This window comes from Clostridium muellerianum (assembly GCF_012926525.1).
Classification (GTDB): Bacteria; Bacillota; Clostridia; order Clostridiales; family Clostridiaceae; genus Clostridium_AM; species Clostridium_AM muellerianum.
Genome location: NZ_JABBNI010000013.1, coordinates 1 through 17,327, shown reverse-complemented (window position 1 = coordinate 17,327; position 17,327 = coordinate 1). Strand labels below are relative to the sequence as shown.

Sequence of the window (17,327 nt, the reverse complement as noted above, 5' to 3'; positions counted from 1 at the left end):
GCAGAGATAACATTTCAATATCAATTATTTATTCCATTTTTTCTCGAAGCCCATAAGCTCGGCTGTGGTTTTACCTTGAGCTAAAAGAACTTTTAGTTCATCCTCTTTTGATTTCTTTGCTTGAGATTTTTCTAAAATTTCTTGAGCTTTTTCCTGTGGTATAACAACTATTCCATCAGCATCACCTACAATAATATCGCCAGGTTTTACAATGCGTCCTCCACATTCAATTACTGTATTTATTTCTCCATAGGTTTCTTTTAGTGTTCCATTAGGATTTACACCTCTTGAAAAAACCGGAAAATTCATTTCTATTAAATCACCTTTATCTCTGCATGCTCCATCGATAACAACTCCTCTAATTCCATGAGATATACAAGAAGTTGCAAAGAGTTCACCAAATACCCCCGCTCCAGTATATCCTTTGCAATCAATAACCAAAACTGAACCTGGTTTAGCTTCTGCAATTGCTTTGTGTATAGTAAGGTTATCACCAGGTTCACAGGTTACTGTCATAGCATAACCTGTAACCTCAAATTTATAATGAAGAGGTTTAATTTCTTCATCCATACTGCCTTCTCTGTTGTTTGAATCACATATATTACCAGTTGGTATTCCTTTAAATAAATCAGCTATATCCATTATACGATCTCCTCCTTAATGTTATATCTTTTCATAACACTTTAAATTTTTTATTGTAATTTCTATTTGCCTATAGCCTCTTGCTTAACATTACTTCTTTTATTCATCCCTGTTATAAAATAAATTGCAGTTAGAACAACATATAATATACATGCAAATATAAATCCTAAACGAGTATTTGATCTACATGCCATTATCCCAAGGGATACTACTATGAAAACTCCTGAAAAAATTGAACTTAAAGGATAAAGGGGTAATTTAAAAGCTGCTTTTGCTAGTTCCTCTGCTGGTAATACTTGTCTGTATTTATGATGAGTAAATAGAATAATAGTATATGTGATTAAAACTGAAGTCGAACCTGAACCTACCATATCGTTTTCACTAATAAGAGTATTCAAAATTGTCTTGTCCTACTTTCTATTAAAATAATTTCTATGCTTTTATTATAATTTATAAAAATTATTTTGAAAAATACATATTTATGTTATATAATATCGATAAAATAGATATTATATAATACAGGAGGACAAATATGAATTTACATGCTATTCAAGCTTTTGTTGCAATTGTTGAAACAAGAAGCCTTTCTAAGGCTGCTGAAGCACTTTATTTATCTCAATCTACTGTAAGTCACCATTTAAAAATGCTTGAAGATGAACTTAATACTTCTTTAATTGTAAGAAAAAAAGGAAATAGAACTATTCATCTGACACCTAAAGGTGAAGAATTTGTTTCTATTGCTGAAAGATGGTTATCGTTACTTAAGGATACTCATGCTCTACAAAATTCTGATCCGCATACTTCATTATCAATTGGTTGTACAGACAGTATTAATACTTATATATTTCCACACTTATACAAGAACTTTTTGAATCAAGAACCACACATTGATATTCATGTTAGAACACATCATTCATTAGAAATATATAATTTATTATTAAATCATGAGATTGATGTAGGATTTGTTATAACCACCTTTGCATACAAAAATATCATTATTGAACCTATTTTTGATGAAAAAATGGTTTTGATATGTGAACCAAATGAAGATAATCCTCAAAAATCAGTTCATCCGAGTAAACTAGATGGCAAAAATGAAATTTTTGTTGATTGGAGCCCTGAATTTCACGCCTGGCATGATTTTTGGTTTAGTTCCAGCAAACGCCCTCGAGCTAACTTTAATAATCCATCATTGATACTGACCCTTATGGATAACTCAAATTATTGGTCAGTAGTTCCTATTTCAATGGCCAACAGCTTTAAGAAAATTAAAAACATACAAATTCTTGACCTTTTAGATCCACCACCTAATCGTATTAGCTATAAAATCACACATAAACATCCAATACCAAGTAGAGTTGAAAGTATGAATATTCTAGATAAGCATTTAAAAGTATTTAAAGATACTACTGATCTTTTTATTGACTAATTTTAGATACTACAATGGCAAATAAAATTACAGTCAAATGAAATATAAACAAAAAACTAGCAACAATATGCTGATCTCAACAAAAATATATGAGAAACATACTGTTGCTTTTTACATTAATATAAATTTAGAAAGTTTACACTTTACTTCACAAAAGAAAGATATTTAACCAATCTCTTTGTTTAATGAACCCTTATCTCCTTTTGATGAACTAACCTTAGATCTTCTATATATATATATTGGGAGGCCTATTAATGTAACTATTATTCCTAGACCAGCATTAAGTGGTTCAGCCATTAGATCACTTACTAGCATAAAGATTCCTCCAAATATAGCTACAAGAGGAGTAAAAGGATATAGATTTACCTTATATGGTCTGTGTAAATTTGGTTGTTTTTTTCTTAGAACATATACTCCTGCAAATGTCATTAAAAAGAAAAACCACATTGTGAACGTAACCATATTTGTTAACTGATCAAACTTTCCTGTAATTATATATAATATTGCAAGAACGGTTATAAATATATTAGAATTTACTGGTGTACCATTTTTATCTAGCTTAGCAAACCATTTACTTGCTGGTAATTTATTATCAGCAGCCAATGCATAAGGTACTCTAGGTCCTGTTAAGAAAAATGCATTTAAAGCTCCAAATATAGAAATCAATATACCTATAGTAATAATTTTTCCACCATTTGCTCCAAATATTATTCTTGCAACATCGGCTGCAGGAGTAGGTGTAGCTGCTAGTGTACTTGCTGGTAGTACAAATAAATATGCAATATTTATAGACGTATATACAAGCATTATTATTAGTATTCCACCTATAATTGATCTTGGTAAATCCTTTGCTGGATTTTTCATTTCGCCAGCTACAGCTCCAACATTTATCCACCCATCATAAGCAAATAAAACAGCTATAAGTGCAGCTCCAAGTCCGGCAGAAGCTGGATGACCTGGAACAGTCATTGGTGATAAATTAGCTATGCCACCATTACCTTTTACAAATCCCACAATTATTATCAACGCTAAAGGTATTAATTTACAAACTGTTGAAACATTTTGTAACTTTCCACTAGCTTTTGCTCCGCCTACGGCATTATAGACAGATAAAAACAAAACTATACCTATTGCAATATATATGCTTGATGTCTTACTTAATCCCATTAAAGATGCTGCTTGAGTTCCAAATATTATTGAAAGAGCTGCTATTAAACCTGGAAAGTAAATAACTGATTGAGCCCATCCAAAAAGAAACTCCCATATACTTCCGTAAATTTCTTTTAAATAGACAGTTACCCCTCCAGTTTTTGGTATTGCTGCACCAATTTCTGCTGCAGTAAGTCCACCAGCTATGGACATGCATCCACCTATTATCCATGCAGCTATTCCAAGTCCTGGAGCTCCTGTAGCAGTAAATATTGCTGTGGGCTTGAAAAAAACACCTGATCCTATAACCATACCTACAACTATAGCTAACCCTTCTATGAATCCAAAACTCTTTTTCATTTTATTATTTTCCATCAACTCTATTCTCCTTTACTTAAAGTTTGCAACTTATGTTTTTAATTTTATTTTCTTGATATTTTTCAAATATTGCTTTAATACTAATCATTTTAACCGTTTTCAATCCATGTAATCGTACACTCCCCTTTCTTGTTTTCTATTATAATTGATAAAAAATCATTTGAATAGTAGATAATTATGATATATAATATAGATATTTTCGATATTATATGATAAAAAGAGAACCCATTCCGGGTATTCATTATAAATACCCATGAACAAGTTCCAAAAAATATTTAAGTATTTTAAGCAATAAATATTTAAAGCAAAATTAAGACCAACACTTTAAAAAGTGCAGGTTTTATGAACAATCTGACAATTATTTATTATAATTGGATTTTCTTACGTATACATATCCATCCATTATAGGTCTAGCAGTTCTATACATAGCACCCTTTACTATTTTTATACTTCCACCTTCAACCTCTACTATTGATTCAGCTGGAATACAACCTGCTGGGTGGCCAATATTCATTCTTACTCTGGATTTTGCTTCTTCCTTTACAACTTCACTTACAACAGTACCTGGTATTTTCGCTGCTACTCCAGTAGAAACTGTTGATGTAACTGGATAGTTTTTATGCACCTTCTGCATAAATAACAATCTAGATACTAAGTCTATGTCTTCTGCCTTTACTTCTTTACCATCAAAGGTTGTATAATCTTTTGATGGACTTACAATTGCAAAAAATGGTGCATATGCTGATTCAGTAGCAGCTAACTTCCAATTTTCTACCATACCAATTTTTACTGCTGCCATACCTCTTATTTGTTCAATTAGATTCATTAACTCCATATTACCTTCAATTTGTTTAGGAGTTTCTCTGCCATCAATTCCTATATCCTCTGCTTTAATAAATACTAATGGATTTCCTATATCCAAAATTGATACAGCATATTCTTTTCCATCTACATTAATAATATCCTTAACATTTCCAGTTGGAAGCAATTTGCCTGTAAAGGCTCCCTGAGCATCTTTCCAATCTAATGTTATTTTTGCTCCAGTACCTGGAACTCCAGCTATACTAAAATCTCCCTCTACAGCTGCCTTACCATATTTTACAGGAACTTCAGCTACTAATAAATTTTTTGAGTTTGTCAAATGTATTCTTACAATAGTTACTGGTTCTTTAGCCTCTACTAATCCTGTATTAATAGCAAAAGGCCCTACTGCAGATGCTATATTTCCACAATTTCCTTTTATATCTACAGTTGGTTTATCAAGTCCTACCTGTGCAAAAGTATAATCTACATCTGCATCTTCTCTTGTTGAAGGTGATATTATTGCAAGCTTACTTGTTAACAAATCAGCTCCGCCTAATCCATCTATCTGTCTTATATCTGGACTTCCAAATATGGACAATATAACTCTCTCTCTCTCCATTTGATCTGTTGGCAAATCATTTTTCATTATAAATATACCCTTACTGGTTCCTCCACGCATAATTGAACATCTAATCATTTCCATTTCAGGATGCATGTTTTGTCCCTCCTTAGCAAATTAAATTTATTTTAGCTATTTCAAAATCGTTTTCAACAACAGTATTATCACATATTGTCATTTCACACTTTTTATTATAATTCATGGAAATCTGTTTGAATAATAGATAATTATGATATATAATATCGATAAACTCAATATTATATGATAAAGAGACAACTCATTCAGGGAATTTATTACAAATTGCCCTGAACAAGCTAAAAAGAAGTCTTGAAATATATTCAAATATTTTATAATGCTAGTCTAACGTTTCGCTTCATACTGCCTTAAAAGCTTAATGAATAATTCAGGAACCTTTTCCATATTTTCTGGAGATGCTACAAATGATATACGCATCTGAGTACTTCCTGGGTTAGCTTCTCCTGATTTAGGTTCATAGAAACCTTTTAATGGTGTTACTAGAAGAGTAGTCTCCACTCCGTTGTATTCTACTGAACCTTGTTGTGCACAATACATAACAAAGTCTACTGAATCAAATCCTGATTTTACAATATTTCTAACGTCAACTACTGAATATATAGATGCATCAGGACTTGAAACAATAAGATCAGGTTCTAGTTTTTTCATACCATTATATAACTTAAACATAATTTCTTTGTAATACTCACGAAGTCCTTTACACCATTTGGCAATACTTTCTTTGCTTTCATAAGCTAGTGCTCCGAATATATATTGACCAATTACGTTAGCACAAAGATTTGCAGTGTATTCGAATACTGACTTACTATGGAATTCTTTGTTATCAGTAATGACAGCCCCTATTCTTAACCCACAGGCATTCCATACCTTTGAGGCAGTTTCAATGCTTATTCTTCTTCCTTCTATACCAGATACATCTGCATCACTAAGTCCCCATATACTTACTAAATCAGCATTTTCATCATAATACAATTCACGATAAGCTTCATCACTCACCATCCACATATTATATTTTACGCATAGTTTAGCAAGCTCTTTAAGAGTTGCATAATCATAAAGCTGACCTGTAGGATTGTCGTAAGGTATTACAAGAAGTGCTCCAGGATTATTTTCTTTAATTGCTTCTTCAATCTTGTCTAGTTCTGGAAGACTGAATTTTCCATCCTCTCCTAAGCTGCGTCCTACTGTAACAGTTTTACGTCCAATTCTATCTGCAAAAGAAACATAATTTGTATAAGATGGATCAATCATCATAAGAGGTTTGTCCATAGTACCTGCATTTCCACAAACTCCAAGCAATAACAGTTCCATGGCACTAGATCCACCATCAGTTATCTGAACAAATAAATTACTAGTATCAAATCCTTGACATTTAAGAATATTTTTAAAGGCCTTCTGAGCCTCATCTAAACCAGCAGTACCTGAATATTGTACAACCCCTTTTGAAAATGGACTTTCAGGCGCATTTAATTCAAACATTCTTTTCTGCATAGCAGGATTTGTTGGAAGTGAAATATTTCCCATTGCTACATTAATTAATGCAGGTTTATTTTCACGTTCCAAAAACTTTATATGACCAAGTCTTACATTTGATGGCATCCTTTTTTTAAAATGATTTGATAATACTGGTTCATTCATTGACAATATCCCTCCAAAATTTAATTTATAATGTGTGTATAACATTTATTACTTAAATAAGCTTACTATTAGCTGTTAATGCTTTATTTTACTTTGGTTTGTAATTTGTGATATCCCATTTCAACTCTAGCTTCTTTTAAAGTTTTTCCGCCTTTAACAATACTTACTATACGTCCTTCTACTTCTTCAATTGATTTCGCAATTTCTAATGTTTTTTCTACAACTGAAACTGGTATACAAACAGCTCCATTTTCATCTGCAACAATTAAATCTCCTGGACATACCTTAACTCCAGAAACTCCAACAGGAATGTTTACTGCATCTACTTCAACTCTATCTTTTCCTGTCATCATATAAATTCCTTTTGTAAAAATAGGATACTCAACTTCTCTTATTGTTTTTACATCACGACAAACCCCATCCACAACTGTTCCGGCAATTCCTTTTTGTTTTGCCACTTGTGACATTATATCTCCCCAAACAGTACAATATTCTCTGCCACTGTTATCTATTACTACAACATCTCCTGCTGCAACATCATCTAAAAAATCTCCAACAGTGCCTTTTACTGTTCCACATGGTACATAATGTACTGTAAATGCTTGTCCGCATACCCTTGTACCATCTACTACTGCTTTTATTCCAAGTAATCCTCCATCAATACCCTGTTTATCAAGAGCATCAGTAATAGACGATGTATCTAATCTTTTATATTCCTCAATTAGTTCCACTGGTAATCTTTTAATTTCCACTTTTTATTCTCCTCACTTCTTTATATATTTTTTATTATATAAACAATCTTTATAGTCATTAACATGAACATATTGAATTAACTATTTATTCCACTTTTTATCAAATCCCATAAGCTCAGCTGTTGTTTTACCTTGAGCTAAAAGAACTTTCAATTCATCTTCTTTTTCTTTCTTTGCTTGAGATTTTTCTAAAACTTCTTGAGCTTTTTCCTGCGGTATAACAACTATTCCATCAGCATCACCCACAATAATATCTCCAGGCTTTACAATGCGTCCTCCACATTCAATTACTGTATTTATTTCTCCACAAGTCTCTTTCAATGTTCCATTGGGATTTACACTTCTTGAAAAAACAGGAAAATTCATTTCTATTAAATCACTCTTGTCCCTGCATGCTCCGTCTATAACAACTCCTTTAATTCCATGGGCCATACAAGAAGTAGCAAATAATTCGCCAAATACACCTGCTCCAGTATATCCTTTGCAGTCAATAACCAAAACTGAACCTGGTTTAGCTTCTGCAATTGCTTTGTGTATAGTAAGGTTATCACCAGGTACACAGCTTACTGTCATAGCATACCCTGTAACTTCAAACTTATAGTGAAGCGGCATAATTTCTGCATCCATACTACCTTCTCTATTATTTGAATCACATATGTTACCAGTTGGTATTCCTTTAAATAGACCAGCTATATCCATATTTTGTTTCTCCTTTTCATAATAATTTTTTTGTTAAAATAATTTCTATGTTTTTATTATAGTTCACAAATAAATATTTGTATAATGAATAATGTAAATGTATAATATCGATATAATCGATATTATGTAATATAGAAAAATAAATAGAAATTTTGTTAGCATTCAAGTTTTTATTACAATTTTTAAAACAAGAAGTCTTTTTAACACCGCTGAAGTGATTTATTTGCAATCTATTGTAACTGCCATTTGAAAATACTTGAAGATAAATTTAATAGTACTTCAATTGTAAAGAAAAACTATTCATTTAAACCCCGAAGTTGAAAAACATCCTTAGAATTAGCCTCTAATAATACTTGATTTATACATATATTTGTATAAGTTTTATACTATATACATATTTTTCGTATATAACATTATTTGCTATAATCACATATGAAATAAAAAATAAAATCAAGGCATGAAAATAATTATATTAGTAAATTGTACAAGGAGGAAGTATAATGACAAAATTAAAGTTCATAAAAAAACATAAAATATCTGCTAGACGGAAAATTTTAGTGTAACGGATGCAATAGATATAGTTGTGCTTACAAATAATATGACTAACACTTAATTAATTGCATTTTTCTACAAAGCAAAGACAATATAGATGATGACAAAAATATTATAATTAATAACTTCAAAAACTAATAATGGTTTAAATTACATTATGTGGTGAAAACATGTACTAACACAGTTTTATAAAATACTACGTTAAGAGGCGATGGTAATGAAATTTCTTATTGTTAATAATATTCAATCTACCAGTTTAATTTTATCTAAAATTATTCATGACTATAATTGGGGTGAGATAACTAACTGTAGTTATACTAAGTTTTTTTCAAACAACAACTCATTAAATTTAAAAGATATTGATATTCTTATTATCAGCTTACCAATACCCATTTATAATAAATTAATTCTTGAATTTAATGGTATAATTATTGGAGTTTGTGATATAAATGATCAAGATTCTATTACTCAAGGTTATTTATCTGGAGTTGAAAATTTTATTACTAAACCAATTAATCAATTTCAAGTTAGAGGAACTATTAAAAATTTAGTTGAACTAATAAACCTAAAAAAATGCATTTACAATATTGAAAAAATAGTGAATCCAACAAAAATTAAGACTCATATAAATATCATATAGTATCTTGGAGGGATAATCTATGAAAGGAGATATGACTCAAGGAAGTTCATCAAAAATATTAATAACTTTTACTATTCCTATGATTTTTGCAAATATATTTCAACAACTTTATAATACAACAGATGCTATAATTGTGGGAAGATTTATCGGAAAAAATGCATTAGCAGCAGTAGGTGTTGCAAATCCAATTATGTCAATTGCAATTTTCTTTATACTTGGCATTTGTATCGGAACTTCATTACTTATGTCTGAACTTTTTGGATCAGGAGATTATAAAATTTTAAAAAAAGAAGTTTCTACTGCTTTAATTGTAGGAATAATTTTTACTGTAATAATGTCTGTCATTTGTATGTTTCTATCAAGATGGATACTTATAATAACTGGTACCCCAAAAGAGATTTTAAACGATGCTGATATATTCTTAAAGATAATATTTGGAGGTTTGATTTTTTCATTTCTATATAATTTTTACTCATCTGCACTTAGATCTATAGGAAATTCAAAAATTCCTCTGATTTTCTTACTCGTTTCCTGTGTTCTTAATGGAATCTTATGTATTATCTTTGTTGTAGTTTTGAAACTTGGTGTAGTCGGTTCTGCAATTGCAACAGTGGTTGCACAAGGAATATCTTCTATATTATGCATAATATATGTTTATCTGAAAATTCCACTTATAAGTCTTAATGTAAGTGAATTAGTTGTAGATAAGTTACTAGTAAGCAAAACTATACAATATAGCTGGGTAACCGCACTACAACAAACTTGTCTATATATTGGAAAATTACTAGTTCAAGGTGCTGTTAACCCTTTTGGAATAAATGCTATAGCTGCATATAACTCTGTTACAAGAGTTGATTCACTTGTGTTAGCACCTGCTGATAGTTTTTCTTCATCTATCGGTACTTATTGTGCTCAAAATAAGGGAGGTAAAAAATTTGATAGAATAATTACTGGTTATAAAGAAAGTAATATTATAGTTACTGCATATTGTGTTACTGCTGCTCTGTTTGTATTTCTAGGAGCAGGGAGAATTATGAATTTGTTTGTTCCAAATTCTGAAAAAGAGGTCATATTACTAGGTATAAAATACTTAATGCCAATGTCTATTTTCTATATACTTTCAGGTTTTTGCAATATTTATCAGGGATTATTTAGAGGTATTGGTAATTTACGAATAACCTTTATTGCAACAGTTATACAAATTTTTGTAAGAGTTGCAGCATCATATATTCTTTCACCTTACTTAGGAATTTCAGGTGTATGTTATGCTATGGCCTTAGGCTGGATTTTCATGATAATTTATGAAGGTTTAGCTTGTAAAAAATACTTTAAGAAAATCAGACAATTGAATTTATCACATTGCCAACTAGAATATGAAAAATGCAGCTAAATATAAAAAGACTGCTGTACACAAAAATTAATATATCAATTTTTTTACTGCTTAATGGAGTATGAAAAAATCTCTGAATAGATACATTTAGGTCTGTCGTACTAAGAATAACCATTACAACATATTGAGTTTATCATTAATTTACAAAACGATATATTGTATATAATTTTCTTAATGCAACAGGCCATTTATTTTTATTACTCTTCCATCAAGAAATCGAGGTTCCATCATACTTTTTTATAAAAAAATAGATAGACTCAAAAGCCTATCCATTAAACAACAACCTCAAATATATTCTTATCTGCAACGCAATATTCATTATATACATACTATTTATTTTAATTAAAATTAAATATCCTTTATCTAAACCTTCTATTTCCAAATAACTCTTTAATTGATTCAAGCAATTTATATGATTTTTTTCTCAATGCTAAATTTTAAATTGCTCTGAGAAGTTTTTTAATTCATAACCCACTGAATACGCTGACAATCAATAAACCTAGCACTTTTTCCTGTTTCCATATCCATAATATAAGTTTTACCAACATTTCCTTTAATAATTCCTTCTATGAAGGTTCCAATAGGAGTTAGATGTCCCATAGACAAATATACAAAATACTTTCCATTTGAAGAAAAACCAATAGGTGAATAACCTGTAAACTTTTCATCATATAGGCCATTAAATTTTATTAAACATTTTTCTTGTCCATCTTTTTCTATATAAATAGAACCCTTCTTTTTAATAACCTTTACATTAGCAACTTCATTTTTTATATAGTCAGTATCAATCATTGTTAACTGATTAGAACTTTCCAAACCTAATTTGCTTACATACTTAGCATCCTTATCACCCTTTTTAATAGAAAATAGGCTCCAGTCTCCATTATTCATAGCTGCAAACTTTATATCCCCACTTTTTATGTCATAGCAAAAATCATTGATATTATCATTATAGTCTCCATCTTTAAGCTTACCTCTACCTTTATGGCTATATACAAGTTGCTCCTTTTGTGAATTAGTATCAAATTTATACAAGTTTAATATTCCATCTACTCTTTTTGTATAATAAATTTGGCCTGTCAATTTTGTAATCATATTTGAATTAACTTTGTCTTTTAAACTTATGTAGATTTTATTTACTAAAAAAATAGCTATTATTATGGTTGTGAAAATCAATAATTTCTTTTTCAATTTTAAATTCACTTCCTTTCCATTAAGTAATTCTTAGTCAGATCATCGTCTACACATAAACATTACCAAAAAAATTATTGTATTGTCAATTTTAGAACCTTGTTTTTAGAAATAACTTTAATACTAAGTTATAACTACTCATAAAACTCAATATCATAAGCTACTAACAACCATTTAGAATTTATACCATTATGTTAAGCAGTTTATTTTTACAAAAACATCATGTAAACATTTAACATTTTTGATTATTATTGTATGTTTTTCGTAAATTATATTTTATAATAGTCTTATAGAATTATACTTATTGCTTTAAGACAGCATTTAAAAAGGAGGTAACCATTTTGGTACAAAAGGGAAAAAATAATTCACCCCAAAAATTATTTTTTATATTAGTTATGATAATTTTTATATTTTCAATCTTTATAGGAAGGTTTTTTTATATCATGAAGATTAAGTCTCCAGTTTATAAGTCCCTAGCTTTAGATCAATGGACAAAAGATTTTGAGATTCCATCTAAGAGAGGAAAAATATTAGATCGTAATGGCATAGAAATAGCTGTAAGTATGAATGCTTATAGAGTGGATCTTGATATGTCTACATTAAGAGAAACTTTAGTAAATAAAAAAATGACCATGGAACAATTTGCTGCTAAATTATCCCCTATACTAAATATAACAACTGATAAAATATCCAACCTTTTAAACAGTATTTCACCTAATGGAATTCCAATAAAATTTGCTATTCTAGCAAGAGGTATTGATAAAACACAGGTAGATAAGATCAAAGAATTAAAAATCAACGGTCTTATTATATCCTCTGATGCCAAAAGGTATTATCCAAATAATAATTTTTTAGCTTCAGTACTTGGGTATGTAAATTTAGAAGGCAAAGGTGTTTCTGGTGTAGAGTTAAGTTACAATAAAGAACTATCTGGAACTCCTGGACGTACTACCTATGAAACAGATAATAAAAACAGTTCTCAATTACCTTATGGTGATTCAGATTATAAAGATCCTGTTAATGGTAAAGATATTGTTTTAACTATTGATGCAAACATTCAATCTATTGCTGAAAAAGCTGCTCAAAAGGCTTTAACTGATAGTAAGGCTAAATCAGTTACTATAACTGTAATGAATCCTAAAACTGGTGAAATATTAGCCATGGTAAGTAAGCCAGATTTTGATCCAAACAATCCAACTAAAAACTTAAAAGAAAAAGCTCCCAAATCCATTGATGATATTGTAAAAAATAATGCTGTACAAAATGCTTTTGAACCTGGTTCTATATTTAAAGTAATTACTTCCTATGCAGCAATAAAAGAAATTGTAGCAACCGAGAAAAGTACTTTTTATTGTAATGGAAGTTTAAATGTAGATGGAAGTCCTATTCATTGCTGGAATTTAGATGGTCACGGCACAGAAAGCTTTGGAGATATAATTAAAAATTCCTGTAATGTAGGATTTGCAAAATTAGGACAACAATTAGGTAAAAAACGCTTAGGCTACTATGTATCCTTATTGGGATTTGGTAAAAGAACTGGTATTGATTTACCCGGAGAATCTGCTGGAATAGTTAAAAATCCTGATACATTAAATAATTTTGATTTATCCAGCCTGGCTTTTGGACAAGGTCTTTCTGCAACTTCAGTCCAATATTTAGCGGCCCTTAACTCTATAGCAAATGGTGGTACATGGATACGACCTCACATTATGAAGCAAATATCTCATGTAAATGAAAATAATCGTACAATAGTTGATAAGACTTTTAATGACTTTGGTAAAAAAACAATTTTAGACCCTATTGCTATTGCTACTTTAAAACCTTACTTAGAAAAAGTAGTAAGTGATCCTAGTGGGGTTGGACATAATGCTTTTATTGAAGGATATCATATTGCTGGTAAAACCGGAACTGCTCAAAAGGCAAACCCCAAGGGTGGTGGTTATGAAAATAATAAGTACTTTTCTTCCTTTGCCGGTATGGCCCCTGTAGATAATCCTAAAATTACTTTACTTGTTTCAGTAGATGAACCTGATCCATCAAGATATTATGCTTCTGAAGTATCAGCACCAGTAGCTAAAGATCTTTTTAGTCAGATCTTTAATTATATGATAATGAAAGGTCAACTATCATTAGTTAAATCTACCAAATAATATATATTAAATGAACTGCTTAATTTTCAAGATCCATAACAGGCTGAATGTATTTAATTTTACTCAGGGAAGAGGTGCTTATCACAAGCAACCTCCCCCTAAATGTAAGAAGCACTTAATAACTATACTTTTCTTATTCACAATTCACTTAAAGATAAATTAATTGTATTATAACATTTATAATATAAATAAGAATATTAAATCAGATTACTTCTAAATGAATGTATATATTATCTTTCAATAATCTCTTGAAATTGTTTTATTTTTCACCTATACAGCAAAGCCAATTTTTTTCTTCTATCAAATCTATTTTTATATTGTTGTAACCAGCCCTTTCTACTATATCTTTAAGTTCTTCAGGCGTATATATTTTCATATTCGATGCAGAAACACATTCATCGTTTCTCTCTTTAAATTTTTCACTGGAATACATTTCGCATATTATAATAAGCTTTCCTGACGGCTTTAAAACTCTTTTTACTTCTTTAAGATTTTGAACCAGGTCAGGCCAAAAATAAATAGTTTCTACTGCAGATATAACATCAAATTTATTATCTTTAAAAGGAATTTTTTCTACACTAGCATGAATAATCTCTACTCTGGCATCCTTTATCAATTCTTCATTATAATCTTTTGACCATTTTACACAATCCATTGAATAATCTATACCAAAAATTTTACCTTCCTTTGCTATGCCAGCTAATCTATTTACTGTTCTTCCACCGCCACAGCCAATATCCAAGATAGTATCTTGAGTATTTATATTTATCTTTTCAAGACCCCATCCAGTTAATTCAAAATGTGATTTATTCATACCATCTGCTATAATCTTTCCTAATTCACCATTAGGTTTCATGCATTGATTTAATCTTTTTGCAATTTCACTCATAATATTCCGCCTTTCCGTTTTAAACATATACTTATTATATACTTTTCTTAATACTACAACAATCCTGTATTGATAATAACACTCATTATCAATACAGGATTGTAATTTAACCTTCTCACCCAATGTTATATCAATTCTTAAATAACATTTTGCATATTCAACTTTTTAAACAAGGTCTCATACTAGCAGCACTTATTCCCATAGTTGAAATATTGTGTAGCAATGCTGAAGTAGTTGGTTTAATATACTCACCCAATCCAAGCAAAAGCAGAGATGTATTAAATAGCATTATAAAGCTATAATTATTGTTTATCTTTTTCAATAATTTTTTGCTTAAAATACGCATGGTTACAATTTTTTCTAAATCTGATGATATCAATGTTACATCTGCAACTTCCTTAGCCACATCTGAGGCATCCTTCATTGCTATTGAAACATCAGCTGCTGCAAGAGCTGGAGAATCATTTACACCATCACCAACCATAATAACCTTATGTCCTTCTTCCCTTAATTCTTCTATTATCTTTGCTTTATCCTCTGGAAGCACCTGCGAATAATAATTATCTATTTCTAAACTTTCTGCTACTATTTTTGCAGTCTTTTCTCCATCACCAGTTATCATTATTACTTGCTCAATACCTAAATTCTTTAGTTCTTTTATAACTCTCTTTGCATCTTCTCTTACAGGATCATTTATACAAATAAAGCCAATTGCTTGCCCTCCTACTGCTAAATATATAATAGAATATCCATTACCTTCACTATCTATAATAGTTTTCTGTTCCTCTCTCAAAGCTACTCCTTCATCTTCAAATACAAAATGATAACTCCCAACCAAAGCTTTTTCATCATTTATACATGAAGCAATTCCATGAGCTACAACATATTGTACTTCGGCATGTTCTTCTTTATGATTTAAATTTTCTTCTGCTGCCTTTTTTACAACTGCTTTTGCAACACTATGAGGAAAATGCTCTTCCAAGCATGCTGCTGTTTTCAAAACATAATCTCTTTCAAAACCTTCAAAAGGAATTACCTTTGCTACAGTAGGACTTGCAACTGTTAAAGTTCCTGTTTTATCAAATATAATTGTATCTGCTTCTCCTATAATTTCTAGATATTTTCCGCCTTTTACAATTACTTTATGAGTTGATGCTTCTCTCATAGCTGAAATTACAGATATCGGCGTAGATAATTTTATCGCACAAGAATAATCAACCAATAATATAGCTAATGCCTTTGTTATATTTCTTGTAATTGCATACGTAGTTAATGCTCCAAGAAAAGTAAACGGCACTATGTTGTCAGCTAACTTTTCTGCTTCACTTTGAATATTGGCTTTAAGATTTTCAGATTTGTCAACCATTTCAATAATCTTGCTTATTCTGCTCTCAGAACTCAATTTTTTAACTTCAATTATTATTGAGCCTTCTTCCACAACAGTTCCTGCATAAACTGTATCCTCTGTCTTTTTTTCAATTGCCAAAGGTTCTCCTGTCATTGATGCTTCGTTAACCATAGCAAGACCACTATAAACTAATCCATCTACTGGAATCATGTGTCCAGTATTAATTCTTATTTTATCTCCTATCTGAATATGAGAAATAGGAACTAATACTTCTTCTTGCTCCTTAGCCAACCATACACTATCAACATTTATAGCCAAACTTTTTGTAAGCACATTTTTGGTTTTCTTTCTTGTGTATTCTTCAAGCAAGTCAGATACACTAAGTAAAAACATTATAGACCCAGCTGTTGAGTATTCTTTTTGTATCATTGCAGCTCCAATGGATGCAGCATCTAAAACATCAACATTTATTTTCATATTAAACAAACTTTTAAACCCTTTTTTTGCAAATCTAATTGATCTGTAAAATAATAAAAATTTACCTATACTCATTGGCATAAAGAGCTTTATAAAAAGCCTTTTACTTATCATATTTAATAATTTGCTTCTAAAAGTAATATCAATTTCCTTTGAATTATCCCTGTTTTTATCACTAATTGATGGCAAATCATTTAAATTTAACTTAGAAATTAATTTTAAAATTTCTGTTCTAAAGTTTTCTTTGTAATAAATTAAAATACTTCCTGTTATATGACAAGAATTGACTTCTTCAACATATCCACTTCTACTTAATGCATAATCAATTTTATAGCCTTCTTCCAAAGAAAATGCAAATTGACCGCATCTTATCCTTATTCTTCCTGGCATATCATGAGTTATCTTATACTTCATATATTATCTTTAGTGAGAGAGTGTATAACAAGTACTAAACTCTCACTAAAACTCACCTCTTTTCTTTTTATACTATTTCACGTGTATAACATGTTAATAACTTTGTTGATAACTATTTTTTGTTATCGTT

Annotated in this window: 14 protein-coding genes; 4 read left to right on the top strand and 10 right to left on the bottom strand. The window is 30.2% G+C overall.

The window, feature by feature from the left end; translation table 11 throughout:
* Nucleotides 1-24: 24 nt before the first annotated feature.
* Together HBE96_RS06885 and HBE96_RS06880 are read right to left on the bottom strand one after the other, a co-directional pair.
* A complete protein-coding gene (locus HBE96_RS06885) occupies nt 25-642 on the bottom strand; it encodes a 4-carboxy-4-hydroxy-2-oxoadipate aldolase/oxaloacetate decarboxylase (protein ID WP_169297022.1) in 618 nt (205 codons plus the stop codon).
* A gap of 62 nt (nt 643-704) precedes the next feature.
* The gene (locus tag HBE96_RS06880) at nt 705-1,040 is read right to left on the bottom strand and encodes an amino acid permease (protein WP_169297021.1); all 336 of its coding nucleotides are present in this window, start codon (nt 1,038-1,040) and stop codon (nt 705-707) included.
* 134 nt (nt 1,041-1,174) lie between these two features.
* Between HBE96_RS06880 and HBE96_RS06875 the strand changes: the two genes are divergently transcribed.
* Nucleotides 1,175-2,071 (top strand): LysR family transcriptional regulator, encoded by an 897-nt coding sequence (locus tag HBE96_RS06875; RefSeq protein WP_169297020.1) that lies wholly within the window; start codon nt 1,175-1,177, stop codon nt 2,069-2,071.
* Between the two features lie 165 nt (nt 2,072-2,236).
* On the opposite strand, the gene HBE96_RS06870 is transcribed toward HBE96_RS06875, so the two are convergent.
* The 5 genes from HBE96_RS06870 to HBE96_RS06850 all read right to left on the bottom strand — a co-directional run bounded on the left by HBE96_RS06870 (nt 2,237) and on the right by HBE96_RS06850 (nt 8,146).
* Nucleotides 2,237-3,595: an APC family permease gene (locus tag HBE96_RS06870; RefSeq protein ID WP_169297019.1), complete on the bottom strand. Its 1,359-nt coding sequence runs from the start codon at nt 3,593-3,595 to the stop codon at nt 2,237-2,239.
* A 361-nt stretch (nt 3,596-3,956) separates the two neighbouring features.
* The gene (locus tag HBE96_RS06865) at nt 3,957-5,117 is read right to left on the bottom strand and encodes a 2-methylaconitate cis-trans isomerase PrpF family protein (RefSeq protein ID WP_243186851.1); all 1,161 of its coding nucleotides are present in this window, start codon (nt 5,115-5,117) and stop codon (nt 3,957-3,959) included.
* A gap of 264 nt (nt 5,118-5,381) precedes the next feature.
* Nucleotides 5,382-6,695, bottom strand: a complete 1,314-nt coding sequence (locus tag HBE96_RS06860) for a pyridoxal phosphate-dependent aminotransferase (RefSeq protein ID WP_169297018.1) — start codon at nt 6,693-6,695, stop codon at nt 5,382-5,384.
* Between the two features lie 83 nt (nt 6,696-6,778).
* Entirely contained in the window at nt 6,779-7,447 is a 669-nt protein-coding gene (locus tag HBE96_RS06855; RefSeq protein WP_169297017.1) for an RraA family protein, read from the bottom strand.
* Between the two features lie 81 nt (nt 7,448-7,528).
* Nucleotides 7,529-8,146, bottom strand: a complete 618-nt coding sequence (locus HBE96_RS06850) for a 4-carboxy-4-hydroxy-2-oxoadipate aldolase/oxaloacetate decarboxylase (protein WP_169297016.1) — start codon at nt 8,144-8,146, stop codon at nt 7,529-7,531.
* 769 nt (nt 8,147-8,915) lie between these two features.
* Between HBE96_RS06850 and HBE96_RS06845 the strand changes: the two genes are divergently transcribed.
* Both HBE96_RS06845 and HBE96_RS06840 read left to right on the top strand, forming a co-directional pair.
* Entirely contained in the window at nt 8,916-9,338 is a 423-nt protein-coding gene (locus HBE96_RS06845) for a response regulator (RefSeq protein ID WP_169297015.1), read from the top strand.
* Nucleotides 9,339-9,357: 19 nt separating this feature from the next.
* Nucleotides 9,358-10,728 (top strand): MATE family efflux transporter, encoded by a 1,371-nt coding sequence (locus HBE96_RS06840; RefSeq protein WP_169297014.1) that lies wholly within the window; start codon nt 9,358-9,360, stop codon nt 10,726-10,728.
* A gap of 459 nt (nt 10,729-11,187) precedes the next feature.
* Here HBE96_RS06840 and HBE96_RS06835 read toward each other — a convergent pair whose 3' ends face one another.
* Nucleotides 11,188-11,919 (bottom strand): hypothetical protein, encoded by a 732-nt coding sequence (locus HBE96_RS06835; protein ID WP_206154851.1) that lies wholly within the window; start codon nt 11,917-11,919, stop codon nt 11,188-11,190.
* A gap of 341 nt (nt 11,920-12,260) precedes the next feature.
* On the opposite strand from HBE96_RS06835, the gene HBE96_RS06830 reads away from it, so the two are divergent.
* Entirely contained in the window at nt 12,261-14,069 is a 1,809-nt protein-coding gene (locus HBE96_RS06830) for a stage V sporulation protein D (protein ID WP_281064331.1), read from the top strand.
* A gap of 259 nt (nt 14,070-14,328) precedes the next feature.
* On the opposite strand, the gene HBE96_RS06825 is transcribed toward HBE96_RS06830, so the two are convergent.
* On the bottom strand, nt 14,329-14,958 hold the full coding sequence (locus tag HBE96_RS06825) for a class I SAM-dependent methyltransferase (RefSeq protein ID WP_169297012.1): 630 nt from the start codon (nt 14,956-14,958) through the stop codon (nt 14,329-14,331).
* A gap of 157 nt (nt 14,959-15,115) precedes the next feature.
* A complete protein-coding gene (locus HBE96_RS06820; RefSeq protein WP_169297011.1) occupies nt 15,116-17,197 on the bottom strand; it encodes a heavy metal translocating P-type ATPase in 2,082 nt (693 codons plus the stop codon).
* Nucleotides 17,198-17,327 lie beyond the last annotated feature (130 nt).

Coding starts and splice junctions, on each gene's coding strand:
- HBE96_RS06885 (WP_169297022.1), bottom strand. CDS start 642: ATGGATATAGCTGATTTATTTAAAGGAATACCAACTGGTAATATATGT.
- HBE96_RS06875 (WP_169297020.1), top strand. CDS start 1,175: ATGAATTTACATGCTATTCAAGCTTTTGTTGCAATTGTTGAAACAAGA.
- HBE96_RS06870 (WP_169297019.1), bottom strand. CDS start 3,595: ATGGAAAATAATAAAATGAAAAAGAGTTTTGGATTCATAGAAGGGTTA.
- HBE96_RS06865 (WP_243186851.1), bottom strand. CDS start 5,117: ATGCATCCTGAAATGGAAATGATTAGATGTTCAATTATGCGTGGAGGA.
- HBE96_RS06860 (WP_169297018.1), bottom strand. CDS start 6,695: ATGAATGAACCAGTATTATCAAATCATTTTAAAAAAAGGATGCCATCA.
- HBE96_RS06850 (WP_169297016.1), bottom strand. CDS start 8,146: ATGGATATAGCTGGTCTATTTAAAGGAATACCAACTGGTAACATATGT.
- HBE96_RS06845 (WP_169297015.1), top strand. CDS start 8,916: ATGAAATTTCTTATTGTTAATAATATTCAATCTACCAGTTTAATTTTA.
- HBE96_RS06840 (WP_169297014.1), top strand. CDS start 9,358: ATGAAAGGAGATATGACTCAAGGAAGTTCATCAAAAATATTAATAACT.
- HBE96_RS06825 (WP_169297012.1), bottom strand. CDS start 14,958: ATGAGTGAAATTGCAAAAAGATTAAATCAATGCATGAAACCTAATGGT.
- HBE96_RS06820 (WP_169297011.1), bottom strand. CDS start 17,197: ATGAAGTATAAGATAACTCATGATATGCCAGGAAGAATAAGGATAAGA.